The 23,878-nt window shown below is 64.3% G+C and carries 23 protein-coding genes and 1 tRNA gene; 9 read left to right on the top strand and 15 right to left on the bottom strand.

Annotation, left to right across the window (positions count from 1 at the left end):
- Positions 1-85: 85 nt before the first annotated feature.
- Positions 86-1,117, bottom strand: a complete 1,032-nt coding sequence (locus KMZ68_RS05870; RefSeq protein WP_215614902.1) for a YcjF family protein — start codon at positions 1,115-1,117, stop codon at positions 86-88.
- Complete coding sequence (locus KMZ68_RS05875) at positions 1,114-2,583, bottom strand: YcjX family protein (protein ID WP_215614903.1); 1,470 nt, start codon at positions 2,581-2,583, stop codon at positions 1,114-1,116. Before KMZ68_RS05875 ends, KMZ68_RS05870 begins: the two co-directional genes overlap by 4 nt.
- A 180-nt stretch (positions 2,584-2,763) precedes the next feature.
- Between KMZ68_RS05875 and trhA the strand changes: the two genes are divergently transcribed.
- Both trhA and KMZ68_RS05885 read left to right on the top strand, forming a co-directional pair.
- Positions 2,764-3,456, top strand: coding sequence for a PAQR family membrane homeostasis protein TrhA (gene trhA / locus KMZ68_RS05880; RefSeq protein WP_215614904.1), 693 nt, complete (start codon positions 2,764-2,766; stop codon positions 3,454-3,456).
- A gap of 25 nt (positions 3,457-3,481) precedes the next feature.
- Entirely contained in the window at positions 3,482-4,276 is a 795-nt protein-coding gene (locus KMZ68_RS05885; protein ID WP_215614905.1) for an SDR family oxidoreductase, read from the top strand.
- A gap of 9 nt (positions 4,277-4,285) precedes the next feature.
- Here the strand turns inward: KMZ68_RS05885 and mdlC are convergent, their stop codons facing one another.
- From mdlC to KMZ68_RS05915, 6 genes are all read right to left on the bottom strand, one after another.
- A complete protein-coding gene (gene mdlC / locus KMZ68_RS05890; protein WP_215614906.1) occupies positions 4,286-5,911 on the bottom strand; it encodes a benzoylformate decarboxylase in 1,626 nt (541 codons plus the stop codon).
- Between the two features lie 139 nt (positions 5,912-6,050).
- Positions 6,051-6,905: an FAS1-like dehydratase domain-containing protein gene (locus tag KMZ68_RS05895; protein WP_215616214.1), complete on the bottom strand. Its 855-nt coding sequence runs from the start codon at positions 6,903-6,905 to the stop codon at positions 6,051-6,053.
- 8 nt (positions 6,906-6,913) lie between these two features.
- Positions 6,914-8,044 (bottom strand): CaiB/BaiF CoA transferase family protein, encoded by a 1,131-nt coding sequence (locus KMZ68_RS05900; RefSeq protein ID WP_215614907.1) that lies wholly within the window; start codon positions 8,042-8,044, stop codon positions 6,914-6,916.
- Between the two features lie 9 nt (positions 8,045-8,053).
- A complete protein-coding gene (locus KMZ68_RS05905; RefSeq protein WP_215614908.1) occupies positions 8,054-9,223 on the bottom strand; it encodes an acyl-CoA dehydrogenase family protein in 1,170 nt (389 codons plus the stop codon).
- Between the two features lie 103 nt (positions 9,224-9,326).
- Positions 9,327-10,601, bottom strand: a complete 1,275-nt coding sequence (locus KMZ68_RS05910; protein WP_215614909.1) for a cytochrome P450 — start codon at positions 10,599-10,601, stop codon at positions 9,327-9,329.
- 32 nt (positions 10,602-10,633) lie between these two features.
- Positions 10,634-11,905, bottom strand: coding sequence for a cytochrome P450 (locus KMZ68_RS05915; protein ID WP_215614910.1), 1,272 nt, complete (start codon positions 11,903-11,905; stop codon positions 10,634-10,636).
- 245 nt (positions 11,906-12,150) lie between these two features.
- Between KMZ68_RS05915 and KMZ68_RS05920 the strand changes: the two genes are divergently transcribed.
- Entirely contained in the window at positions 12,151-13,323 is a 1,173-nt protein-coding gene (locus KMZ68_RS05920) for an isovaleryl-CoA dehydrogenase (protein ID WP_215614911.1), read from the top strand.
- 66 nt (positions 13,324-13,389) lie between these two features.
- Here the strand turns inward: KMZ68_RS05920 and KMZ68_RS05925 are convergent, their stop codons facing one another.
- Positions 13,390-14,205, bottom strand: coding sequence for a DUF2927 domain-containing protein (locus tag KMZ68_RS05925; RefSeq protein WP_215614912.1), 816 nt, complete (start codon positions 14,203-14,205; stop codon positions 13,390-13,392).
- 81 nt (positions 14,206-14,286) lie between these two features.
- Positions 14,287-14,859: a L,D-transpeptidase gene (locus KMZ68_RS05930; protein ID WP_215614913.1), complete on the bottom strand. Its 573-nt coding sequence runs from the start codon at positions 14,857-14,859 to the stop codon at positions 14,287-14,289.
- 224 nt (positions 14,860-15,083) lie between these two features.
- On the opposite strand from KMZ68_RS05930, the gene KMZ68_RS05935 reads away from it, so the two are divergent.
- The 3 genes from KMZ68_RS05935 (at position 15,084) to KMZ68_RS05945 (ending at position 18,638) form a co-directional block, all read left to right on the top strand.
- Complete coding sequence (locus KMZ68_RS05935) at positions 15,084-16,628, top strand: acetolactate synthase large subunit (RefSeq protein ID WP_215614914.1); 1,545 nt, start codon at positions 15,084-15,086, stop codon at positions 16,626-16,628.
- Positions 16,629-16,724: 96 nt separating this feature from the next.
- Positions 16,725-17,231 (top strand): hypothetical protein, encoded by a 507-nt coding sequence (locus tag KMZ68_RS05940; RefSeq protein WP_215614915.1) that lies wholly within the window; start codon positions 16,725-16,727, stop codon positions 17,229-17,231.
- 147 nt (positions 17,232-17,378) lie between these two features.
- Positions 17,379-18,638 carry a sensor domain-containing diguanylate cyclase gene (locus KMZ68_RS05945; RefSeq protein ID WP_215614916.1) on the top strand — a complete coding sequence of 420 codons (1,260 nt, stop codon included), beginning with the start codon at positions 17,379-17,381 and terminating at the stop codon, positions 18,636-18,638.
- An 87-nt stretch (positions 18,639-18,725) separates the two neighbouring features.
- Here the strand turns inward: KMZ68_RS05945 and KMZ68_RS05950 are convergent, their stop codons facing one another.
- Positions 18,726-19,259, bottom strand: coding sequence for a hypothetical protein (locus KMZ68_RS05950; RefSeq protein ID WP_215614917.1), 534 nt, complete (start codon positions 19,257-19,259; stop codon positions 18,726-18,728).
- 525 nt (positions 19,260-19,784) lie between these two features.
- Here KMZ68_RS05950 and KMZ68_RS05955 point away from each other — a divergent pair.
- Positions 19,785-20,030, top strand: coding sequence for a PilZ domain-containing protein (locus tag KMZ68_RS05955; RefSeq protein ID WP_215614918.1), 246 nt, complete (start codon positions 19,785-19,787; stop codon positions 20,028-20,030).
- Between the two features lie 43 nt (positions 20,031-20,073).
- Positions 20,074-20,796, top strand: coding sequence for an HAD family hydrolase (locus KMZ68_RS05960; protein ID WP_215614919.1), 723 nt, complete (start codon positions 20,074-20,076; stop codon positions 20,794-20,796).
- Between the two features lie 35 nt (positions 20,797-20,831).
- Here KMZ68_RS05960 and KMZ68_RS05965 read toward each other — a convergent pair whose 3' ends face one another.
- A complete protein-coding gene (locus KMZ68_RS05965) occupies positions 20,832-21,578 on the bottom strand; it encodes an endonuclease/exonuclease/phosphatase family protein (RefSeq protein WP_215614920.1) in 747 nt (248 codons plus the stop codon).
- Between the two features lie 272 nt (positions 21,579-21,850).
- Here KMZ68_RS05965 and KMZ68_RS26095 point away from each other — a divergent pair, with 272 nt between their 5' ends.
- Positions 21,851-21,979 carry a hypothetical protein gene (locus KMZ68_RS26095; RefSeq protein ID WP_256443696.1) on the top strand — a complete coding sequence of 43 codons (129 nt, stop codon included), beginning with the start codon at positions 21,851-21,853 and terminating at the stop codon, positions 21,977-21,979.
- A gap of 21 nt (positions 21,980-22,000) precedes the next feature.
- Here the strand turns inward: KMZ68_RS26095 and KMZ68_RS05970 are convergent, their stop codons facing one another.
- The 3 genes from KMZ68_RS05970 to KMZ68_RS05980 form a co-directional block, all read right to left on the bottom strand.
- Positions 22,001-22,231 (bottom strand): hypothetical protein, encoded by a 231-nt coding sequence (locus KMZ68_RS05970; protein ID WP_215614921.1) that lies wholly within the window; start codon positions 22,229-22,231, stop codon positions 22,001-22,003.
- Between the two features lie 60 nt (positions 22,232-22,291).
- Positions 22,292-22,366 (bottom strand) — tRNA-Val (locus KMZ68_RS05975).
- Positions 22,367-22,506: 140 nt separating this feature from the next.
- Positions 22,507-23,790 carry a hypothetical protein gene (locus KMZ68_RS05980; protein ID WP_215614922.1) on the bottom strand — a complete coding sequence of 428 codons (1,284 nt, stop codon included), beginning with the start codon at positions 23,788-23,790 and terminating at the stop codon, positions 22,507-22,509.
- Positions 23,791-23,878 lie beyond the last annotated feature (88 nt).

Genomic DNA, 23,878 nt, shown 5'->3' on the forward strand with positions numbered 1-23,878 from the left:
TGGGAGCGCGCTTGAGATTGGAGCCGCGGCGCAACGCGATGAGAGTTCAAGGAAAGACCGGGCTTAGGAAATCGCGCCGGATCTCTCACCCCTCGCCGTCGCGTTTGCGCAACAAATCCCTGGCGAGGTCCGCCAGCGCGGGACGCGGCAGGGCGGTGAACGGCAGCGGGCGGGTGACGTCGATGGCGGCAAGCCCGAGCCGCGCGGTCAGCAGCCCGTTCAGGACGCCTTCGCCGAGGCGCTGCGACAGTTTTGCCGCGATGCCGTGGCCGAGCACCTGCTGGATCAGGCTGTCGCTCGCCGCCATGCCGCCGGTGATGGCGAGGTGCGCGATGACGTGGCGCATCAGCCTGAGCATGCCGAGCGCGCCCGGCCGTCCGCCGTAGAGCAGCGCCAGCTGCCGGATCAGTCGCAGCGACGCCACGAAGACGAACAGCACGTCGAACAAGGCGCGCGGGCTGACGGCGGTGACGATCGAGACGCGCTGCGCGGCCGACGAGACCAGCCGGCGCGCCTCCTGGTCGAGCGGCGTCATCAGTTCACGCTCCGCCAGCCGGATCATGTCGGCGCCGTCGATGATGTCGCCGGCATGGCCCTGCAGCGCGGCGCGGGCTCGCGCCAGATGCGGGTTCTGGTGCGCAAGGCCCAGCAGATCGCGGACGATGGCGCGGCTCTCCGCGCGATCGTCGCTGACCAGCACGGCGCCGGCGCGCAGATGCAATTTTTCGATCGTGGCAAGCCGCGCCAGCCCGAAGGCTTCGCGCGCGATAACGATCGCAAGCGCCAGCGCGGCGACGATGGCAAAGGCCAGTCCGGCAATGCCGAGGCTCTCGCTGCGTGCGAACAGGTCCTCGATCAGGCGGGTCACGCCCAGCCCGAGGCCGAGCAGGGTCAACCCACCGACCGCACTCCAGAACACCATGCCCCAGCGAAAGCGGCGCTGCACGGGAACGAGCGGCGCCTCGATCAGGACCGGCAGCAGCGAGGGATCTGCTTCCGGCCTGACATGCACGGTGCCGCGGGACGGGCGGCTTGAATCGTCCGGATCCGTCACGATGACGGCGGGGTCGTCGAGCTTGAAGGTCGCCGGCCGCCGGTGATGGGGGCGCTCGCTCATTGCAGTCTGTCTCCGATCAGGAACTGGAGGGCGCGGTCGAGGCGGATATGAGGCAGCGCCGGCTCATCGGTGCCTTCGTGATCGAGCAGGGGCGGACGGAAGCGAAGGAAGCGGTAGTCGGTCTTTTCGGCCGAGGCGCTGGAGAGGCCGCGAAAAGCGCTGTCGCCCCTGAACAGCTCTTCCGGGTCGGCCGGCAGGTCGCCGGGAAAGGTCGCGACCTCGGTGTCGCCGTCGAAGGTCTCGCCGTTTGCGACCTCGCCGGGGGCGGGTGTCCCCACGATCGAGGGCAGCTTGTCCCGGCCGCGCGCGACCTGCGCCTCGCGGGTGGCGCGGACCGCGGCCAGCGCGATGACGTCGATCTCGGCGCCGGTGTCCTCGGCGCGCGCGACGGCCCTGCCGACGGTTCGCCGCAGCACCGCCTCGAGGCGGTCGTGGCTGGAATGATGCAGATGATCGGCCTTGGTCGCGGCAAACAGGATGCGGTCGATCCGCGGCCGGAACAGGGTGCTCAAGAAGGTGCTGCGCCCGATCCTGAAGCAATCCAGGATTCCCGCCAGCGCCGCTTCGAGGTCGTGCAACGCCTCAGGTCCGGCATTGAAGGCCGAGAGCGCATCGACCAGCACGACCTGGCGGTCGAGCCGCGAGAAATGATCGCGGAAGAACGGACGGACCACCACGTCCTTGTAGGCCTCGTAACGCCGGACCATCATCGCCCACAGCGATCCCTCGGGGGCTGACCCGCCGGCCGGCAGGTCGAGCGGCGCGAAGGTCAGCGCCGGGGTATCGGCGAGATTGCCGGGCATCAGGAAACGGCCGGGCGGCAGCAGGCTCATGGCGAAACGTTCGTCGCGGCAGGCGCGCAGATAGTCGGTGAACAGCCGCGCGGCCGTCAGTGCCGCCTGTTCGTCTGCCTGCGCTTCCGCGACCAGGGTGGCGAGACGGCCGTGCCATGACGCCGCCAGCCCGGCGCGAAGCGGCTCCCGCGACAGCGCGAGGCTCTCAGCCGACCATTGCTCGTAACTCTTGTTGAGCAGCGGCAGGTCGAGCAGCCATTCGCCGGGATAGTCGACGATATCGAGCGTCAGCGTGCGGTCGGCGCCGTTCTGCCGCTGGTAGTCGATCACGAGCCGGAGCTCGCTGATATCGACCGTCGAATTCGGCCAGTGCCGCTCCTCGATCAGGGTGCGGACGTGGTTCTCATAGGCAAAGCGGGGCACCGCGTCGTCGGGCTGCGGCTCCAGCCGGGCGCGGGCGATCCGTCCAGTTGCGAACGGTTCGAAGATCGGGAAGCGGCCGCCGCGGGTGAGGCCGTGGATCAGCGCGGTGATGAAGACGGTCTTGCCGGCGCGTGACAGCCCGGTGACGCCAAGCCGGACCGTCGGATTGAAAAAATGGTCGCCATAGTCCTTCAGGGCCCGCGCCGACAGGCGCGCTTCCTCGACGATATCTTGAAAACTGAGGGCCATGCGGGCGGGGAGAACTCGGTTTGAGGGAGGCCGTCGGCGGGAGAATGAAGGGAAAGTGGCGATTTGCCGGGCAAAATCAAGTTTCATACTTAGGACGCGATTGCAGCGGAGAAGTCCGGCTTCGTTGACCTCCCCGGAGGTATGTTTTAACGCTTCGCTACCGAAGCCTGCCGGGGCGCCATGACCGTCTTCAAATTGAAACAACTCGCCTCGACCTCCGTCCATGCGGCCGGCGCCATGCTCTGGAATTACGACCGGGCCGAGCTGATCGCCGACGGCGTCGTGCACGGCATCGGCGTGTTCTGCGGCGTGGTCGCGGCCACCGTGCTGATCGTGCTGACCGCGGTCTACGCCACCGCGTTCCAGGTGGCTGTGGTCTCGGTCTACGCCGCCGGGCTGTTGGCCATGCTGGTGCTGTCGGCGACCTACAATCTGTGGCCGGTGTCGCGCGCCAAATGGGTGCTGCGCCGCTTCGATCACTCGGCGATCTATGTGCTGATCGCGGCGACCTATACGCCGATCATCATGGAATTGAAGGACAGCGTCTTCGCGGTCGTGCTGCTGATCGGGGTGTGGTGCGTGGCGATCGTCGGCGTCGTGCTCAAGCTGGCGCTGCCGGGCCGCTACGACCGGGTCGCGGTAGGCCTCTATCTGGCGATGGGCTGGAGCGGCATCATGCTCTACGATGCGGTAATGTCGGCGCTGCCGAGCCTGGCGCTGTGGTTCGTGCTCGCGGGCGGCGCGCTGTATAGTTTCGGCGTCATCTTTCATGCGTGGCAGCGGCTGCGTTTCCAGAACGCGATCTGGCACTGCTTCGTGCTGCTGGGCGCGGCCTGCCATTACACCGCTGTGCTCGATCTGGTTCTGACCTGAAGCTTTCAATAATCGGAGTCTGGCGATGCAGGTGGCGGGTAAGGTCGTGGTTGTCACCGGAGGCGCCAACGGCATCGGCCGCGCGCTGTGCGAAGCCTTCCACCGCGCCGGCGCCGCCAAGGTCGTCGTCGTCGATCTCGATCATGCCCACGCCGAAGCCGTCGCCGCATCGGTTCAAGGCGCGGCGTTCAAATGCGATGTCGGGCAGGAGAAAAACATCCTTCACGTCATCGAGGAGACCGAGCAGAAGTTCGGCCCGATCGCGCTGTTCTGCTCCAACGCAGGCATCGGCGGAGGCTTCGATCCGCTGTCGGTGAATGCCGGCGGCAATTCCGACGAGCCCTGGGCGCGAAGCTGGGCGATCCATGTCATGGCGCATGTCTATGCCGCCCGGCATTTGATCCCGCGCATGAAGGCGCGCGGCGGTGGCTATTTCCTCAACACGATTTCCGCCGCCGGCCTGCTGTCGCAGGTCGGAAGTCCGGCCTATTCGACCACCAAGCACGCCGCAGTGGGGTTTGCGGAGAATCTCGCGATCTCGCACAAGGCCGACGGCATCAAGGTTTCGATCCTGTGCCCGCAGGGCGTCGACACCAATATGCTGCGCTCGATCCCGAAGGGCCCGCAGTCCGGCGACGGCGACCTCTCGCCGGAACAGGTCGCGCAGGATGTGCTGAAGGGGCTCGAACAGGAGACCTTTGTCATCTTGCCGCACCCGCAGGTGCTGGGCTACATGCGCAAGAAGACCGAGGATTACGATCGCTGGATCGCCGGCATGGCTAAGATCCAGGCGAAGATGCGGGAAAGTTACGGCAAGTGAACTCCTACTTCAGCCCTTCTGCGCGTAGAGCAGCGGCACCGCCGAATCCACCATCACCTCGATCAGGCTGACGCCGTCATGCGCCAGGCCGCGCCTGAGCGCGGGCGCAAGTTCGGACGACTGGCTGACGCGCACGGCGTCGCAGCCCATGCCCTCGGCGATCTTGACGAAATCGATACCGGGCAGGTCGAGGCCGGGCACGTTGCGCACCTGCATGACCTGGCTGAACGAGCGCATCGCACCATAGCCGGCATTGTTGATCACCACGATCGTCAGCGGCAGCTTGCGCTGCGCCGCGGTCCACAGCGCCTGGATCGAATACATCGCCGAGCCGTCGCCGATCAGGCAGACTGTCCTGCAGCCGGGGCGGCCGAGCGCCATGCCGACCGCGGCGGGCAGGCTGTAGCCGAGGCCGCCGCTCGCCATGGTGTAAAAGCTGTCCTGTCCGCGCATCGGCATGAATTTCTGCATCGCCGGGCGATGCGACGGGGCTTCCTCCACCAGCACGGCGTCGCCGGGCATGACCGACGAGAGCGCGTGCAGCAGATATTCGACCGGGATCGGATCGCCGGCTTGCGGCGCGGGCGGCAAAATGCGCCCCGCCGGAATCGCGCGCTTGGTCTCGGGCAGCCATTCCAGCAGCATCGCCAGCGCCGGCTTCATGGTCGCGATGATGCTGGTGCCCAGTGGCGATACCGAAGCCGCATCCGCATCGTCGGTGATCTGGAAGATGGTGGTGGCGCCGTCGAAGATCGCGGCGTGGCCTTCGACATGAAAGGTGAAGACCGGCGCGCCGATCACCACCACCAGATCATGCTCGCGCAGGGCATCCGAGAGCTGCGACGGCGAGGCATGCAGGAAGCCTGCGAATTGCGGATGCCGCTCCGGGAAACTGCAGCGCGCCGAAAACGGGCTGACCCAGACGGACGCTCTCGCCTTCTCCGCAACCTTCACCATCAGGTCGACCGCCTGCGCGCGATCGACGCCGGGGCCGACCACCAGGGCAGGGCGCTTGCTGCCGGCGAGCGCTTCGGCGAGCGCCTTCATCGCGCTCGGGTCGGGGCCGAGCTCGCGGCTGACGCTGCGCGCTTTCACCGGCTGCGTGACGTGGGTCCAATCGTCGATCGGCACCGAGACGAAGGTAGGACCGCAGGGCGGCTGCATCGCGACGTAATAGGCACGCGCGATTGCGGCCGGGACGTCCTCGGCCCGCGCCGGCTCGACGCTGTATTTGACGTAGGGCCGCGGAAATTCCGACGCGCGCTCGGCATAGAGAAAGGCCTGCAGCGGCAGGATCGAGCGCGCCTGCTGGCCAGCCGTGATCACCAGCGGGGTCTGGTTGCGGTGCGCGGTGTAGATATTGCCGAGCGCATTGCCGACGCCGGCGGCGGAATGCAGATTGACGAAGCCGGCATTGCGGGTGGCTTGCGCATATCCATCGGCCATGCCGATGACGGAGGCTTCCTGCAAGCCCAGCACATAGTCGATGTCGCCTGGCCAGTCGCTGAGGAACGGCAATTCGGTCGAGCCGGGATTGCCGAACACCTTCTTGATTCCGAATGCCCGCAACAGATCCAGCGTGGCCTGCTTGACGCTGACCGATGCCGAAGTGGTTTTGGCGGGCTTGCGGGACATTGTCGGGTCCTCAGAGGATTAATCTGTCATTCCGGGGCGATGCGAAGCATCGAACCCGGAATCTCGAGATTCCCCGATGTGCAATTGCACATCTGAGGTCTGGTGCCAGCGCGCCAGCCCGGAATGACGTCCTCGAACTTCACCAAGTCGCGGTACCCTTCATGGTCGGCTGACCTGCCGAATTCGCGGTCCACAGCTCCATGCCGGCAGCGGTGTCGTTGGCGTTGATGGAGAACTCGCTGCCTTCGAACAGCGGCTGCACGCCGCGATAGCTGAATTTCTTCGGCGCCTTGCCGCCGTGAAGCCTGGCGGCGAGTTCGACGATGAAGGCCGCCTGCATCGGGCCGTGGAAGACGAGACCCGGATAACCCTCCACCCTGGTGACGTAATCGCGGTCGTAATGGATGCGGTGGCCGTTGAAGGTCAGCGCCGAATAGCGGAACAGCAGCACGGGATCGGCCATGTGGCTTTCGCGGTATTTCGCGACGGGTGGCGGTGGTGGGGCCTTGGCTGGCGCCGCCGGCTGCGCGGTCGACATGTCGCGATAGACGATATCCTGCCGCTCGCGGATCGCGGTGCCGCGCTGTGTCGTGATCAGGTGTTCGACCGAGACGAAGCACAGCACGCCGCTGCTGCCGCTCTTCATCGTCACGTCGGATATCCGCGAAGTTCGCTTGGCTTCATCGCCGACCCGGAGCGGTTCGAAAAACTCGAGTTCGCCGCCGGCCCACATCCGGCGCGGCAGCGGCACCGGCGGCAGGAAGCCGCCGCGGGTCGGGTGGCCGTCTTGGCTCAGTTCGGACATCGGGTACACCGGCTGTGCCAGGCACCAATGCACGGTCCACGGCGCCGCGTCGCCCGGCTTCGGCTTGCCGATCTCCTGGAACAGCGTGGCGCGCAGGCCCTTCACCAGTTGCGCGGTGACGATGTCGGACGCCTCCTCGGTGCGGCCGATCCATTGCCGCAGGCGGTCGATATCGAGTTTTTCGGCGATGGCTTCGGTCATGATGATGTGGCCCGGGCGCGAGGGATTTTCGGAAGTTCGCCGTGGTCGCCGATGCCGGGAACGGCGCCGTAGTGACGCGGCTCACCGACGAAGATCGCGGCGGGCGCGGCATAGGTCACTTTGCCGTTCGGCGTATCGACCTCGATACGCCGCAGATGCGGATGCACGGCCAGATCGGCCATGGTGTTGACCTCGGCAAACGCAATGTCGGCATCCGCCAGGCGTTTCAGGAGATTTTCGCGGGTCATGGCGGCAAAGCTGTCGCCGACCGCCTTGTCGGTGAGCGCGCGGTTGCGGACGCGCTCGACCATGTTGGCGAAGCGGGGATCGTTCGGCAGGTCGGGCTTATCGAGCACGTCGGCGCAGAGTTTTTTCCATTCGCGCTCGCTCTGGATCGAGATCAGGATTCCCTTGCCATCCTTCGACTGGAAGACCCCGTAGGGCGCGATCGAGGGATGGGCCAGCGCCATCCGCTTCGGCGGATTGCCGGCTTCCGAATTGAGCAGCGGCACCGCCAGCCAGTCGGCCATGACGTCGAACATCGATATCCGGATGTCGGCGCCCTTGCCGGTGCGGCCGCGCGCGATCAAGGCCTCGAGGATCGAGGCATGCGCGGTGGCGCCGGTGGCGATATCGACGACCGAGATGCCGACCCGCGACGGTCCTTCCGGTCCGCCGGTGATCGAGGCCAGCCCGCTCTCGGCCTGGATCAGGAGGTCATAGGCCTTGCGGTCGGCGTAGGGGCCGTCGTCGCCGTAACCGGAGATGGTGCAGCAGATCAGCGCCGGGTAGTCCTTCCTCAGGCGTTCCAGCGAGAAGCCGAGCTTGTCCATCGAGCCCGGCTTGAGGTTCTGCAGCAGGACGTCGGCGCCGGCGATCAGTTCTTCGAGTGAGGCGCGGCCTTCCCTGGTGGCGAGGTCGATCACCACGGAATCCTTGCCGCGGTTGAGCCAGACGAAATAGCTGCTCTGTCCCTTCGCCGCGGCGTCGTAGCCGCGGGCGAAGTCGCCCTCCGGCCGCTCCACCTTGATGACACGGGCGCCGGCATCCGCCAGCCGCGAGCTGCAGAACGGGGCGGCGACCGCCTGTTCGACGGCGATGACGGTCAGTCCTTCGAGCGGCAGCATCGGACGTTCTCAGTAGGAGCGGGGCATGCCGAGCACGTGCTCGGCGACGTAAGACAGGATCAGATTGGTCGAGATCGGCGCGACCTGGTAGAGCCGGGTCTCGCGGAATTTGCGTTCGACGTCGTATTCTTCCGCGAAGCCGAAGCCGCCATGGGTCTGCACGCAGGCGTTCGCCGCTTCCCAGGAAGCGTCGGCCGCCAGCATCTTGGCCATATTGGCTTCGGCGCCGCAGTCGAGCCCGGCCTCGTATTTGCGGGTGGCTTCCCGCACCATCAGCTCGGCGGCGCGCATCGCCGCATAGGACTTGGCGATCGGAAACTGGATGCCCTGATTTTGGCCGATCGGGCGGCCGAACACGCTGCGCTCCTTGGCGTAGGCGCTGGCCTTGGCGATGAACCATTTGGCGTCGCCGATGCATTCCGACGCGATCAGGATGCGTTCGGCGTTCATGCCGGAGAGGATGTAGCGAAAGCCCTTGCCTTCCTCGCCGATCAGGTTTTCGGCCGGCACCCGCATGTCGGTGAAGAACACTTCCGTCGTGGCGTGGTTCATCATGGTGCGGATCGGGCTGATCGTGAGCCCGTTGCCCTTCGCCGCCTTCATGTCGACGATGAACACCGACAGGCCGTCGGTGCGCTTCTTGGATTTCTCCTTCGGCGTGGTGCGCGCCAAAAGGATCATCAGGTCGGAATATTCGGCGCGGCTGGTCCAGATCTTCTGGCCGTTGACGATGTAGTCGCCGTTGTCGTCGCGCTTGGCAAAAGTCTTCAGCGAGGAGGTGTCGGTGCCGCTGGTCGGCTCGGTGACGCCGAACGCCTGCAGCCGCAACTCGCCGGTGGCGACCTTCGGCAGCCACTTGGCCTTCTGCTCGTCGCTGCCGTGCCGCAGCAGCGTGCCCATGGTGTACATCTGGGCGTGGCAGCCGCCGCCGTTGCATCCGGCGCGCTGGATCTCCTCGAGGATCGCGGCCGCGGCCGACAGCTTCAGTCCGGCGCCGCCATATTCCTCGGGGATCAGGACCGAGAGATAGCCGGCCTCGGTCAGCGCATCGACGAAAGCCTTGGGGTAGGCCATCTCGCGGTCGAGCTTGCGCCAGTATTCGCCGGGAAACTGGGCGCAGAGCTTGGCGACAGCGTCGCGGATATCGGCATAATCGTCGTGGTGTTCGGTTGCGGTCATCTGAACTCGGCTGGTGGATCGAGGGCGTATGGCAGCCCGCGGCGCGGTTAAAACCCTGCGCCGTGGATAGGCTGGTCAAAGCCGGCGATCAAGGCCGGTCTGTTCATGCAGGTATGCGTACCGGCAACGACTCGATGCCCCTGACGAAGCTGGAATAGACCCGCTTCGGCTCGCCGACCACCTCGATGCGGTCGAACCGCTTCAGCATCTCCTGCCACACGATCTTCAGCTGCAATTCGGCGAGCCGCATGCCGACGCAGCGGTGGATGCCGAAGCCGAACGACAGATGGGTGCGGGGCCGGGCGCGGTCGATGATGAACTCGTTGGGGCTCTCGATGCCCTCCTCGTCGCGGTTGCCCGAGACGTACCACATCACCACCCGGTCACCCTTCCTGATGGTCTTGCCGCCGAGTTCTGTGTCGACCAGCGCGGTGCGGCGCATATGCGCCAGCGGCGTCTGCCAACGGATCACTTCCGGCACCATGCTGTCGATCAACGCCGGATTGTCGCGCAGCTTCTGGTACTGGTCGGGGTGCTCGTTCAGGGCCAGCACCGAGCCGCTCATGGTGTTGCGGGTGGTGTCGTTGCCGCCGACGATGAGCAGGACGATGTTGCCCATCAGATTGTCGGGATCCATGTGGCGGGTGGCATCGCTGTGCGCCATCATCGAGATCAGGTCGTTGCGCGGCTCGGAATTGACGCGCTCGTTCCAGAGATTGGCGAAGTACGCCCGGCACTCGTCCATTTCCTGGCGCCGCTGCTCCGGCGAATTCACGACGCCGCTCTTGGGCAGCGCAGTCGAGACATCCGACCAGCGCGTCAGCTTGCGACGCTCCTCGAACGGGAAATCGAACAGCGTTGCCAGCATCTGCGTCGTCAGTTCAATCGAGACCCGATCGACGAAATTAAAGGTCTCGTTGCGCGGCAGATTGTCCAGCACCTTGATGCTGCGCTCGCGGATCAGCTTTGCGAGTTCATCCAGATGTGTCGGCGTAAACATCGGCGACACCGTCTTGCGTTGCGCCGAATGCTTTGGCTGGTCCATCGCGATGAAGCTCGGCCAGTCATAGCCAACCGGGGCGTCGCGGATGTTGATGCCGCCGAGCGCCGCGTCGGACGAGAAGATGCCGTGATTGGTGTCGACATGCATGATGTCGTTGTACTTGGTGACCGACCAATAGGGCTCGATCGGCGCATTGGTGCAGTAGTGCACCGGCTCTTCCTTGCGCAGCCGTTCGAACCAGGGCCACAGCGTATCGTTCTGGAACAGCCGTGGCGCGCCGGGATGAAAATCCTTCAGCGGCGTGGAATAGGCCTCTTCGCGCGCCAGGCGCTGAAGTTCGGCTTTATCGGCTTTCACGGATGTCCGAATATTCATTGTTGATCGATCCCAAATGGAAGCAGTCGAAATCAGCCGGCAATCCGCACCGGCAGGGTCTCGTAACCCTTGACGAAGCTCGAATACACCCGCTTGGGCTCGCCGACCACCTCAATATTGTCGAAACGCTTGAGGATTTCTTCCCAGATGATCCTGAGTTGCAGCTCGGCCAGCCTGATCCCGACGCAACGGTGGATGCCGAAGCCGAACGAGAGATGGGTGCGCGGCCGGGCCCGGTCGATGATGAAGTCGTAGGGACGGTCGATGATCTCGTCGTCGCGGTTGCCCGAGACGTACCACATCACGACCTTGTCGCCTTTCTTGATCTGCCGGCCGCGGAATTCGAAGTCCTCGAGCGCAGTCCGGCGCATATGCGCCAGCGGCGTCTGCCAGCGGATCACCTCCGGCACGAAACTGTCGATCAGGTCAGGGTTTTCGCGCAGCTTCTTGTACTGATCCGGATTCTTGTTCAGGGCATAGACGCTGCCCGACAGCGTGTTGCGGGTGGTGTCGTTGCCGCCGACGATCAACAGGATCAGGTTGCCGAGGAAATTCTTCGGGTCCATGTCGCGGGTGGCGTCGCTGTGCGCCATCATCGACAACAGGTCGCTCTTCGGCGGCTGGTTGATGCGCTCCTTCCAGAGTTTCGCAAAGTACGTCGCGCATTCCAGCAGTTCGACCTGGCGGTCTTCTTCGGTCGCGACCAGGCCGTCAGGCCCGGGAAGCGTGGTGGCGATGTCGGACCAGCGCGTCAGCTTGCGGCGGTCCTCCCAGGGGAAGTCGAACAGCACCGCGAGCATCTGTGTGGTCAGTTCGATCGAGACCTTGTCGACCCAGTCGAACACCTCGTTCTTCGGCAGGTTGTCGAGGCACTCGGCCGAGCGCTTGCGGATGTTGATCGCGAGCTGGTCGAGGTGCGTCGGCGTGAACATCGGCGCCACGGTCTTGCGCTGGGCCGAGTGGCGCGGCTGATCCATGGCGATGAAACTTTCGCGGCGCAGGTCGGGAGCGACGTCGCGGATGGTGATGCCGCCGAGCGAAGCCGCCGATGAGAACACCGCATGGTTGGTCTCGATGTCCATGATGTCGTTGTATTTGGTCACCGACCAGTACGGCCCGAACATGCTGTCCTTGCAGTAGTGCACCGGGTCTTCCCGGCGCAGCCGGTCGAAATACGGCCAGAACGAATCGGTCCTGAACAGTTCGGGCTGGCTGACGTCGATTTCCGCGAGCGGAACGGACCATGCCTTGTCGGAAGCGGCCCTCAGATGGGAATCCTCGGCATGATCGATTGTTCCGTGCATCGGACCTCTCCTTGTTGTTCCATCATCCCGTCTACCCTCCGTGATTGGCTCAGGAGGGCGATTATTGGGCGAATTACATCCCGTTGCGCGCGTCAGGGCAAGGGCGAGTTTGCCGTAATCCGCCGCGTGGCATGCCAAGTGGGCGGAAGGCCCCTTCTCAGCATCTTTGGCCCGTGACAAGGTTATTTCCAAAGAATAAGGCTCTGCGTCAGCACCAGCGCCATTTGCCCGGAGGCAGCCCGACCATGATCCCCAACGCGTACCGGATCTTCAATTTCGATCTCGGCGAAACCGCGGACGCCATCCGCGAAACCGTGCAAGCTTTCTCGTCCAACGAGATCGCGCCGCGCGCCGCCGAAATCGACCGCAGCAACCAGTTTCCCCGCGACCTGTGGCCGAAGATCGGCGCGCTCGGTCTGCACGGGATCACCGTCGAGGAGGAATATGGCGGATCGGGCTTGGGATATCTGGAGCATTGCATCGCGGTCGAGGAAATATCCCGCGCCTCGGCGGCGGTCGGCCTGTCCTATGGTGCGCATTCGAACCTGTGCGTCAACCAGATCCGCCGCAACGGCAACGAGGCGCAGAAGCGGAAATACCTGCCCAAGCTGATTTCCGGCGAGCATGTCGGGTCATTGGCAATGTCGGAGCCGGGCGCCGGCTCCGACGTGGTGTCGATGACGACCCGCGCCGAAAAGAAGGGCGACCGCTTCGTCATCAACGGCAGCAAGATGTGGATCACCAACGGCCCGGTCGCCGATACGCTGGTGGTCTATGCCAAGACCGATCCCGGCGCCGGTCCGCGCGGCATGACCGCCTTCATCATCGAAAAGGGCATGAAGGGGTTTTCCACCGCGCAGAAGCTCGACAAGCTCGGCATGCGCGGCTCCGACACCTGCGAGCTGGTGTTCGACAATTGCGAAGTGCCGGAGGAAAACGTGCTGAGCGAGGTCGGCCGCGGCGTCAACGTGCTGATGTCCGGCCTCGACTATGAGCGCGCGGTGCTGGCGGCGGGCCCGCTCGGCATCATGCAGGCGTGCATGGACGTGGTGCTGCCTTACGTGCACGAGCGCAAGCAGTTCGGCCAGCCGATCGGCACCTTCCAGCTGGTGCAGGGCAAGATCGCCGACATGTACACCACGATGAATGCGTCCCGCGCCTATGTTTACGCGGTGGCGAAGGCCTGCGACCGCGGCGAGACCACGCGCGAGGACGCCGCCGGCGCCATTCTCTATGCTGCGGAAAAGGCGACGCAATGCGCGCTCGACGCCATCCAGCTGCTCGGCGGCAACGGCTACATCAACGATTATCCGACCGGCCGGCTGTTGCGCGACGCCAAGCTCTACGAGATCGGCGCCGGCACCAGCGAAATCCGCCGCATGCTGATCGGGCGCGAGCTGTTTGACAAAACGGCATAGAGCCGGGCGAAGGCATATCCTCCGTCATTGCGAGCCGTTGGCTCCTCGCAATGACGGCAGGGAGCATCACTCCGGCAGAGTGTTGACCTTTCTCACCCATGTCCGGACGTCCGCCAGCACCTCCGGCAGCACTTCCTTGACCTCCGCCACCGTCATGCCGGCCTTGATGCGTGGGTCGTACAGCAGGTTGAGGATGTACTGGTCGTAGACGTCGAAGAACCCCATCGAGACGTTGTCGTTGAACATGGTCCACGGCACCGTAGCGGTGTCGTTGATCGGCCCCAGCGACTGCAGCAGCTCCTCATAGGCGCAATCGAAAAAGGTGAAATCGCCATTGTCGACCGTGAGGATCACGTCGGAATGCTCGATCTCGAATTTTTCATTCTTGCGAAAGCCGGACAGGCACTGCGGATCGAGTGAGCCGCGAATCTCGCGGGCTCGTTCGCTGCCGTAGAATGTCGAGATGGTGCGATTGAGATCGCGTTCGCGCACCATCTTGACCCGGACATTGGCGGCGTCGCCGGCGTCGGCCATGGCGATATCGAGGTGCTGAACGCGCCTCGCTATATCGGCGACGATCTTTGCAAGCTGGGCCTTGCGATCCGACCGATTGCCGTCGGCGAACACACGCACCGGCGCGTGATATTTCCGGATCCGGTCGACCCGGCCGGCGAGATGGTATTCGGCGCCGAAGGCGGTCTTGAGGAAGCCGTCGATGATCTCGGCATCGGTGAAGGTCTTCTTTTCGGCGCGCTGGCGCGAGGCGATCGCGGGAATTTCGGCCCAAGCAACGGGCGGCCAGACGATGGCCTCAAATCCGCTGCCGGCTAGGATGACCGCAACTATCCGGAAAAAATGCCAAGACCGATCGAGGGCGCTCATTGAAGCGACGCTGCCGCAATCGGAGGGTGTGCGCAAGGCTTGATCGAGTGAACCGGACAGGTTCCCACGCTTCAGCGAAGCCTAGTTCTTCACGACCACCGGGGTGCCGACGGAAACGCGGCTGTAGAGATCGGCCACGTCGTCGTTGGTCATGCGGAAGCAGCCGGAGGATACGGCCTGGCCGATCGTCTCCGGCTCGTTCGAGCCGTGGATGCGGTAGAGCGTCGAGCCCAGATACATCGCCCGCGCCCCGAGCGGGTTGTCGACGCCGCCGGCCATGTGGCGCGGCAGATCGGGCCGCCGCCTCAGCATCTGCGAGGGCGGCGTCCAGCTCGGCCATTCCTTCTTTGCCGAAATGCGGTGGGTGCCTGACCAGCGGAAACCGTCGCGGCCGACGCCGATGCCGTAGCGTAGCGCCTGGCCATTGGGCAGCACGAGGTAAAGCCGCCGCTCGGCGGTGTCGATGTAGATGGTGCCGGGCGCATAATTGCCGGAAAAGCTCACGGTCTGCCGCCGAATCGGGCTGGAGCCGCCGGCGCCGAAACTGGGTCCGCCGCCCATGATATCGCGTATGTCGAAACCCTCGGCCTGGGCATGACCGGCGCCCGTCAGCAATGTCGCAGCCGCAACCAGCAAAGCAAAAGCCCGGATCATCATCTTCCCCGCGAAAAATCCCGTTCCCGGCGAGACAGGCCACAACTGGCGCTGTTTCGCAAGCAACGAGCCCGTGAGCGCCTGATTTTCAAACACTGCGGTTAAAAAAGCACCCGCCTGTTGCGCGATGGCAGCAATGTCCGCGAAAGCTTTGACGAAACCCGCCAGGAATGATTGATCCTCAAGGAGATGCTTCAAGAAACGATCGCGAACGGGAGTGAATGATGAACGGTGCGGAAAGTCTGGTGCGGACATTGGTCGCAGGCGGTGTTGACGTCTGCTTCGCCAATCCCGGCACCTCGGAGATGCATTTTGTCGCCGCACTGGACCGGGTCGAGGGCATGCGCTGCGTGCTCGGCCTGTTCGAGGGCGTGGTGACGGGGGCGGCCGATGGCTATTTCCGCATGAAGGGCTCGCCGGCTTCCACCCTGCTGCATCTCGGCCCCGGCCTCGCCAACGGCCTTGCCAATCTGCACAACGCCAAGAAGGCGAATTCCGGCATCGTCAATATCGTCGGCCAGCACGCGGTCTATCATATCGGATTCAACGCGCCGCTGACCTCCGACATCGAAGGCCTGGCGCGGCCGATGTCGTCCTGGGTGCGAACTTCGCCGGACGCGAAGTCGGTCGCCACGGACGGCGCCGCCGCGATTGCCGCGGCCAGGAGCTCCCCGCCGCAGATTGCCACGCTGATCCTGCCCGCCGACACCGCATGGAACGAGGCCGATGGCATCGCCCAGGTGCCGGAAGAATCCCAGCGCGCCAGCTACTCGTCGCAGGCCGTCGACAATGCCGCGAAGGTGCTGCGCGGCGGCGCGCAGACGCTGCTGCTATTGACCGGCAATGCGCTGACCGAGCAGGGCCTGGCGCTGGCGGCACAGATCGCCGGCAAGACCGGCTGCAAGGTGATGGGCCAGACCTACAATCCGCGGATGGCGCGCGGGCGGGGGCGGTTCTCGATCGACCGGATCCCCTACGTGATCGAGCAGGCGCTGCCGATCCTGAAGGATTTCAAGCATATCGTGCTGGTCGAGGCCAACGATCCCGTGGCGTTCTTCGCCTACCCGAACAAGCCGAGCCTGCTCAAGCCGGAGGGCTGCGAGGTCCATCGCATGACCTCGGGCGGCGAGAACTCGGTCGCGGCCCTGGAGGCGCTGGCTTCCGCGCTCGGCGCCAGGCCGCAGGATGCAAGACCGCAGGCCCTGGTCGAGCTGGCGAAGCCGAGCGGTCCGCTGACGCATGCCTCGATCGCGCAGGCGATCGCGATGGCGATCCCGGAAAACGCCATCGTGGTCGACGAATCCGTCACCACCGGCCGCGGCTTCTTTCCGCCGACTGCTGCGGCCCATCCGCACGACTGGCTGCAGAACATGGGCGGCTCGATCGGTTTCTCGACGCCGGTCGCGACCGGGGCGGCGGTGGCCTGCCCGGACCGCAAGGTGATCTGCATGGTCGGCGACGGCAGCGCGATGTACACGCTGCAATCGCTGTGGACGCAGGCCCGCGAAGGCCTCAACGTCCTCACCATCGTGTTCGCCAACCGCATCTATCAGATCCTGCGCGGCGAATTCGACGGCGTCGGCGCCGGCGAGCCCGGTCAGCGCGCCCAGGACATGCTCAGGATCGACCGCCCCACGCTCGACTGGGTCGCGCTCGCCAAGGGCATGGGGGTTCCCGGCCGCGCCGTCACCACATCGGACGACTTCGTCAAGGCGCTGGCCGAAGGCGTCGCCGAACAGGGACCGCGGCTGATCGAAGTGCAGATGTAGAGGGCGGAACTGCAAATCGCCTTTAAGTTGTCATAGAGTCTGAAAAGGCTCGATGCATTTCCGGTCGGGCGCTAGAGTGTTCCTGTCGGAGGCCACATGCAAGGCGAGTTGAACAAGGTTGTAGCCGCGCTTCGGGCATTCTATGCGGACGAGGCCTTTCTGTTCGCGAAGGACGTCGGCGAGCGTACGCTGACGCACCGGCTGGCGGTGCATCTCGAAAAGCAGTTTTCGGGATGGAACGTCGACTGTGATTACAACCGGCTCGGCGAGCGCAGGCTGCGAATGCCGCATGGCACGATCGTCTCGACCGACGACGAGTTCGGAAAGTCCGTCTATCCCGACATCGTGGTGCACCAGCGCGAGATTCCCAACAATCTGCTCGCGATCGAAGTACGCAAGACATCCAATCATCAGCCGCCGGATCACGACCGGCACAAGCTCCGCGCGCTGACCGATCCGCATTTGTGGTTCGCCTACGGGATCGGGCTCTATCTGGTGCTGGGAAAGACGAGTGTCGCCTCGGAGGTCTATGTCGGCGGCGTGGTCGACCAGGCCCAATCCGCCTGGCTGGCCGGGCGGCTCGGGGATATCGGGCTGGGGTAGGATGAAGCCAAAACGGCGGAAACCGAACATGAGGTCGGGTGAACGTCCAGATCGCGACGGGACCAACCAGCCATTTTTAGAGCCCCAATTCACTGAAAGTTAGCTCTTTAGCTCAATCCTGCCATTGATCCCAGTGGACCAGCAGCGATGGCAGACGAGCTTGCCGATACCGACAAGGTACGGGAACGGGTGGATGCGTACGCCGCCTGGGTCACGCAGCTGCGAAGCGGCCGCTCGGTTCCCGAGCTCTGTCCCGACAATTCCGATCCGCTGGCCCGGCTCGCGCGGGAGCTGCAACTCCTTGCGGACGCGCTGGCCCGGCGGGAGCGGGAGCTTCTCCAACTGGTCGATCTGGTCCAGACGGTGGAACAGGGCATCTCGCTGGAAGACGTCCTGAACCGCATCTTCGACGCTTTCGCCGGGCTGATCCCGTACGACCGTATCGGCTGCGCGTTTCTGTCGGATGACGGTGCCGGCCTGACCGCTTTTTGGGCCCGTTCGCAGCTTGGCCCGGCCCAGGTCACGGCGGGATACTCCCGGCCCCTGGCCGGTAGCAGCCTGGAGCAGGTCCTGCTCACGGGCCAGCCACGTATCATCAATGACCTGGAAAGCTACCTGGAAGCCAAGCCCGATTCGGATTCGACCCGGCGGATCGTTCTGGAAGGGGGACGTTCCAGTCTTACCTGTCCGCTTATCGTCGGCCATCGGCCGATCGGATTCCTGTTCTTCACAAGTCGTGAAAAGAATACCTATCGGGACGTGCACCAGACCGTCTTCCGGCAGATCGCCAATCAGATCTCGCTGGTCATCGAGAAGAGCCGTCTCTTTGAGAAGATCATCGAGCGCAACCGCCAACTGGTGGAGGAGGGGCGAAAGCTCGAACAGTCCGCAAGCCATGATGCCTTGACGGGAGTGTTCAACCGCGGCGCCATCATGCGGCTGGCGGAGCGGGCCTTCGCAGACGCAGCCAGGACGCATAAATCGGTTGGAATGATCATGGTCGATATCGATCATTTCAAGCTTATCAACGATGCCTTGGGACATGCGGCGGGCGATGAAGCCCTGACGGAGGTGACGCGTCGCCTCACGGGAGCACTTCGCCAAAGCGATCAACTCGGCCGGTATGGAGGCGAAGAGTTTCTGATCATCATCGTGGACGCCACGTTTGAAACCATCAGCAAGACCGCCGAACGCCTGCGCCAGGCCATCGCCGTCTCACCTGTCGACCTCGGCAGCGAAGCCAGGGCCATCACGGCAAGCTTCGGCGTGGCGATTTCAGGCGGCGCCACCAACTCGGCGCAGGACGTGATTGCCGCTGCGGACCGCGCGCTCTACGCTGCGAAGAACAGCGGCCGGAACCGGGTCGTGTTCGACAATCCGGATTCGCGTATCGTCGCAGTGCGGTGAGGGCATCAGGTGGCGGCACTTCGCCCTCGATGCCGCTTTCCATGGCCGTGCGATCGCCGCCTCCCGGCAAGGCAATTCGGCTGCCTGCTACAGCTCGATGATTTGTCCGCTCGTCACGTCGCTGGCGTCGAAACCGTTTTCCTCGCTGAACAGCGTGATGACGCCGACGATGCGCCCGACATGCGAGCCGTCGCAGGCGAAGGGCAGCAACAGCCGCTCATATCGAATGATCGGACCGTCATCCTTGCGCACCGCCGTGAAGCTGAAGGATGGCTGTCGAATGGCCACCACCCGCCTGTAATGTTCGAGCGCCTGATCCCTGATCGCCGGCGACAGGGTTTCGTCGAGAAACTGCCCGACGCGTCTTTCCGGGTACATACGTTCGAATTGTGCGCCGCTCTTGACGATGCGAAAGCGTGGCTCTGAACCGGTGTCGACCACCTCGCAAATTGAAAGCTTGTCGACCGATCGCGAAATGTCCTCGGCCGCCAGCGTGCTGAATTGAGGAAGCTCCTGAGAGCCGCGCAGCCGTTCCCAGAGCTTGAGCAACGACACCTGTTGGACGCAACGCATGCCCTGTGACGTGAATTGATCGTGGTAGCGCACTGGAAATCCATCCATTCAAAATGACGATCAAAAGATCGATGAATCCGTCGATGAAATTTTTTGGAAATGCGACGGGCCGGGACGGCGGGAGACTAGTGGAAGTTCGGCTCCGTTGCCATAAGTGTGGACGGTTTTTTGCAGCAAAACGATCCGGCCGAAACCGCACCGTCACGGAAGACGGCATCGCCACCACCTGAACCCTCTGAAGTTCGTCGCGACGCTCGGCCTTTCGGAAGCTTCCCGCAAGTCTCCGTAAAGGACTTCGAGCTACATGATCGGTCGGGGTGCGGAGTTAACGTGGCTGTCGATCCGCTATCCTTTCTCAAACCAAAATGACCGCTGCTGCGTTCTTCGGACCGCAGCAGCGGCCTTTTCCCATGAAGCGGATGGCGACCGCTGCCGTTTCAATATGGAATTGATCGATCGTGATTTGCGTGCATCATGGTGGATGCATTGCGTTGGGGTCAGTCGCAACTGCGGGTCAGTCGCAACTGTGCGCGAGCGGTCGCTGTAACATTTTCTTCATATCGGACGAAGGCGATGGATGAGGGACGGAAGGCGGTAAGGCACCGCGTATTGAAGGCTGGAACGATAACGTTCGGCGGCGGCGCCGGCATCTCCTGCACGGTTCGCAACCTTTCGGAGGCAGGCGCTGCGCTCGACGTCATCAGTCCGGTCGGAATCCCCCAGCAGTTCGTTCTGGTCATCGAAGCCGATGAATTTACCCGGCCGTGCCGTGTGGTCTGGCGCAAGGAACGCCGGATCGGCGTTAGGTTCGAAGGCTGAGACTTGTCGCACCGCCACGCTGCCTCGGGAAAAGCCATCGCACATGACGCAATCCGGTAAGGCCGGGCCGATCCGCGCGATCCTGTTCGACAAGGATGGCACCCTCGTCGACTTCCAGCGCAGCTTCGGCCCGGCGGTTCGGGAGGTGATGCAGCAACTTTCAGGCAACGACGCCGCCGCCTACCAGCGGCTGGTGACGGCGAGCCGTTTTGTCGAAGACGGCCCGCGGCTGCTGCCGGATTCTCCGCTCATCGCCGAGCCGACCAGCGTCTATGGCGTGCTTTGGGCGACGGCGCTCGGGCGGCCTGCGAACGCGACGTTGTTTGCCGAGATCGATCGACTGCTGTGCGACGCGACCACCCGGCATCTGACGGCGATCGGCGATCCCGGGACGCTGCTGGCCTCGCTCGCCGCCCGGGGCTATCGGCTCGGCCTGGTCACCAATGACGCCGAAATCACCGCGCGCGCTCACGCGCGCAAGCTTGGCCTGGATGGAGTTCTGGAGTTCGTCGCCGGATATGATTCCGGCTTTGGCGCCAAGCCGGACCCCGGACCGGTGCTTGCCTTCGCGCAGGCCGCCGCTGTGGCTGCTTCGGAAATCGCCGTGGTCGGCGATTCCGTTCACGACCTTGCCGCCGCCCGTGCAGCCGGCGCGGTCGCCATCGGTGTCCTGACCGGCCCGGCGCCGTCGGCAGTCCTTGCTCCCCATGCCGATGCGGTCCTCGGCTCAGCCGCCGAATTGCCGGCGTGGCTCGACAGCCGTTGAACGTTCATTGATGCGCGCCGGCCGGAAGCCCGGCGTCAGGCGCGGCTGCCGAGTCCGGAGCAGGTCGCGACAACGATGTTGTGATCCGACAAGCCGTCCGCGGGGACGACGGAAACCTTCGCTTCGAGCGCGGCAGACGAGCAGAAGAAATCGATCGGCGGCCGGCCATGGTCCTCGAGGTAGGTCCTTTCGGTGCTCGAATAGAAATAGGGCAGCGTCTGCCGTAGCTCCGCCAGATCGCTGCTCGACGGCTCTGCATTGAAATCGCCGCACAGGATCAACGGCCCCTGCGCTGCCAGCGGCCGCAGCATGCCGGCAATCTTCCCGGCTTGCGATCGCCGCACCGCGGACGACGACCAGTCTGCGGTGGCGGCGAGATGGGTGTTGCCGATGAATACCGGCCGCTCCAGCGCCAGCGCACCGATCTGCAGGATACGCGGCTCGCTTTCGGCATCGACCGCTGAACCGGTATTCGCCGGACCCAGTTGAAACGCGGCCGTTCGGGACAGCGGAATCCTGGATAGGATCGCCAGCCCATAATATTCCGGTTTGCCGCCGCCCAGCTGCTCCGGAACAAGGGCAGGCGTGAAGTGCCAGCAATAGCCGGAGGTATTTCCCGGCCCGCCGCCAAACAGGACCGGCAGGTCGGCCGCCGGATCGAGCGATACTTCCTGCAACGCGCCAATATCGATGTCCAACTCCGCCATCCTTGCAGCAATCGCACCGTAGTCCTTGTTCGATGCGATATTCCACGTGGCAATTCGCAGGTTCTTCGCGCTCACAGTGGCTCCACGTTAAGTCGGCAGGGGCGGTCTTCCCGGACGTCACCACTCACCAGCACGAAGGCGCAGGGCGCAAGAGCGAAGCGCGCGGCGCCCACGGAAATTTCGCCGAATTCCATCGGCTCTGCGATGCGGTGGCATTGGTGCGGCGCAAGATGGTCGCGGCGACGGGGCCGGGAACCTGCGGGCCAGCTCGCGATTATTGTCGATGGGTTGAACCTCGCGCCGCTGGCGCAGACTTAACCACCAGAGGCACCCCCAAGGAGGCTGTCATGACCCACTGGCACGATACAATGGTGGACAGGCCGGAATCCGATGGTGCGGTTTACGCGACGGGCTGGACGATCTCCGGTCTGGCCGTGCTCGGGACCGTGGTCGCGGTTTGGCTACTCGGGATTTGACGGCGTAGCCGATCAATTACCCTATCTGTGCAGCGCCCGCTTGCCGCCGGTCGCGAGCCATCCCAGCCTGCGGCCGCTCAACAGTCCCGCGACCACAATCAGGCACCAGACCGGCAGGAAGAACAGCGTCAGGATTCCGGCATCCTCGGGCTCGGTCTGCAGCAGCCATTTCACCACACCCACCGGCGCAAACAGGCCGATCGCGCCTCCGGTCAGGCTGGCGATGAGAACGACGAGCTTTTGAGGGGGCATCGGATCCGGCAATCGCTTCGCGGCAAATGACTGGCTTCAGGGAGCAGGCTGCCGACAGAATGGTGGACGCACAAGGGATCGAACCTTGGACCTCTCCCGTGTGAAGGGAACGCTCTCCCGCTGAGCTATGCGTCCGGGATTTTCGTGCAGAATCAAGGGCCGGAACACGGCGCTTGGGCGAACATGACACGCTGTCGCTGCCCGCGATTTACGAAGTGCGGGGCCATAGTGTCAAGCTGCAAGGGCCGTCCGGCTACCGGCTGAATGACGAAGTTTCAGCCCGGCTGCTGCTGGCGGGCGCGGGAGGCGTGGGACTGCAGCGCCCGGATGCGCTCGGCCAGCGTGCCGCCACCTTCGGAAACGCCGGTATTGGCGGCGGTGCCGTTGGCGGCCTTCGCCGCCTTCGGCTGCGGCTCGGGTTCCGCCGCCAGCATGGCCTCGATCGGCGAATTCGGCCCCTCGAGCTGCATCGCCAGCTTTGCCACTTCGGCGGCGATATCGTTGATGCGCTCGCGCAGCAGCGCATTTTCCATGCGCTCGGTCGCCCATGAGCTTTCGGCCTGCTGCTGGATGGCGTTGATGTCGCGCTGCAGCTTGGCGCGTTCGTCGCGCGCGGCGGTGAGCTGTTCCTCGACGGCGGCCTTTTCGGCCTTCAGCTTTTCCAGCGCCGGCCATTTGCCGCTGTTGGTGGTGTTGAGTTCGTCGCGCGCTTCCTTGGCCGCGTGTTCGGCGGCGGCCAACGCCTGGCGCAGCTGGTTGTTTTCGACGTCGCGCTCGGCCAGAAGCTTGCCCTGGGTGGCAAGGCGGGCTTCCAGATCGTTGACGCGGTTGCCGAGCATTTCGGCTTCCTTGACCTGGACGATCAGCTGGCGATCGAGATCGGTGACGCGCTGGCTCAAATTCTCGACGCGGCTGCGCGCCTCGGCGAGTTCGCGTGTCGCCTTCTCGGAGTCGGCGCGCTCCTGTTCGAGCCGGGCTTGGGTGGCGGCAAAATCCTTTTCGGCGTCGCCGACGCGGTTCTTGAGCGCGTCGATCTGGGTCCGCACCGCCACCAGTTCGACCTGGCGGCTTTCCGCCGTCATCGAACGCTCGGACAGTTCGGTGTTGAGTTTGGCCAGCTCGGTCTGCTTGGCCTTGAGCGCCTGCTCGGCGTCGCGCAGCGATTCGGTCTTGGCGGTGAATTCCTCTTCGGTCGCCCGCAACTGCTCCTTGACCGCCTTCTCGCGCGCCTCGAGCGAAAAGATCGTGGCGTTCTTTTCGCCAAGCTCGAGCTTCATGCGATTGATCGCATCGGATTTCTTGCCGAGTTCGGCGAGCTGGCTGGTGGTCTTGTTCTTGAGCTGTTCGACGCTCATCTCGAGCCGCCGCGCCGACATCGCGAATTCCGCGCGCAGCTGGTCCTTGTCGGCCTGGATTTCGGCCATCGACAGCGGCGTCGCCGCTTCCAGCCGCCGGGTCGTCAGCCGCACCGCGCGGTTATGCACCAGCGGCACGATCATCAGCCCGAACAGCATCGAGACCAGAAAACCGATCGCCAGATACATGATCGGCTCGATCATGGAGGATACCCCTGCGAGAAAATTCTACTGTTCACAATGCCATGGGGGGCAGGGGAAAGGCCAGCCTATTGCAGCGTTAACGTGAATC

Origin of the sequence: Bradyrhizobium sediminis, assembly GCF_018736105.1 — a bacterium.
Taxonomy (GTDB): Bacteria; Pseudomonadota; Alphaproteobacteria; order Rhizobiales; family Xanthobacteraceae; genus Bradyrhizobium.